Origin of the sequence: Micrococcus sp. MS-ASIII-49 (genome assembly GCF_000946635.1) — a bacterium.
Lineage (GTDB): Bacteria > Actinomycetota > Actinomycetes > Actinomycetales > Micrococcaceae > Micrococcus > Micrococcus luteus.
In genome coordinates this window covers 1-1,447 of record NZ_JXSP01000178.1, presented here as the reverse complement: position 1 = coordinate 1,447, position 1,447 = coordinate 1, and the positions used below count along the sequence as shown (strand labels likewise).

The following is a 1,447-nucleotide window of genomic DNA, read 5'->3' as shown; positions in this document are numbered from 1 at the left end:
GGTCAAGCCCCTTGTGGTGGTGTAGCGGTTGGATCCTTCGTTGGGGCTGTCAGGCGCTGAGCTCGAGGGCAGTGTCGGTGTCGGTGCCCACCTCGCTTCCGGTGTCCTCGACGGGGGTGAGGCGGCAGCGGGCGAGGACCTCGAGGCCGAGGTAGCGGCGCCCTTCGGCCCATTCGTCGGTCTGCTCGGCCAGCACCGCCCCGACCAGCCTGACGATGGCTGCCCGGTTGGGGAAGATGCCCACCGCGTCGGTGCGGCGGCGGATCTCCCGGTTGAGCCGCTCGGCCGGGTTGTTCGACCAGATCTGCGTCCAGACGTCCTTCGGGAACGTCGTGAAGGCCAGGATGTCCGCCCGGGCATCACCGAGGTGCTCGGCCACCGCCGGGAGCTTCTCGCTTACGTAGTCCAGCAGCCGATCGAACTGCGCGTTCACCGCCGTGGCGTCGGGCTGGTCGTAGACCGAGTGGAGCATGGCCTTCACCGCCGGCCACATGGACTTCGGGGTGATGCCCATCAGGTTCGCCGCGTAGTGGGTCCGGCACCGCTGCCAGGTGGCGCCGGGCAGGTTGGCGGCGATGGCGTCCTTGAGCCCGGCATGGGCGTCACTGGTGACCAGGCGGACCCCGGCCAGGCCCCGGGCCACGAGGTCAGCGAAGAACTCGTTCCACGCCGCACCGGTCTCACTGGTCGCCACGCGCATCCCCAGGACCTCGCGGTGGCCGTCACCGTTGACCCCGGTAGCCAGCAGCACCACCGCGTTGACCACCCGCCCGCCCTCGCGGACCTTCATCGTCAGCGCGTCCGCGGCCACGAACGTGAACGGACCGGCCTCATCCAGGGGCCGGTGGCGGAAGGACTCCACGTGTTCATCCAGGTCCGCGGCCATCCTGGAGACCTGGGACTTGGAGAGGGCATTGATCCCCAGGGTCTTGACCAGCTTGTCCATCCGCCGGGTACTCACCCCGGCCAAGTAGCAGTCCGCCACCACGGTGATCAGCGCCGACTCCGCTCTCTTTCGGCGTTCCAGCAGCCACTCCGGGAAGTACGTCCCAGAGCGCAGCTTCGGGATGGCTACATCGACCGTGCCGACCCGGGTGTCCAGGTCCCGGTGCCGGTACCCGTTGCGCTGGGCGGACCGTGTCGGGGTGGGCTTGCCCCATTCGGCGCCGACCACCGCGTCGGCATCGGCGGAGAGCAGGGTGTTGATCATGGTCTGCAGCAAGTGGCGCATCATGTCCGGGGACGCTTCGGACAGGGCTTCGCTCAGCAGGCCGGCAGGGTCGAGAATATGAGGAGCGGTCATCGTGATGACTCCATTCGAGGGTGCTGTGAGAGGTTCACTCGAAGGATCACACGGTGGCCGCGTCCACGTCTGAGACGACGTGCCCGACCACCGGGCGCTACACCACTATGCGGGACTCAACTACCAGGTCGGCCTTGGCCAGCT

The 1,447-nt window shown here is 68.1% G+C and carries 1 protein-coding gene; it reads right to left on the bottom strand.

Annotated elements, in window-relative coordinates; genetic code table 11:
• Window positions 1-49: 49 nt before the first annotated feature.
• Window positions 50-1,303: an IS256 family transposase gene (locus SJ20_RS11385; RefSeq protein WP_044658653.1), complete on the bottom strand. Its 1,254-nt coding sequence runs from the start codon at window positions 1,301-1,303 to the stop codon at window positions 50-52.
• Between the last annotated feature and the right edge of the window lie 144 nt (window positions 1,304-1,447).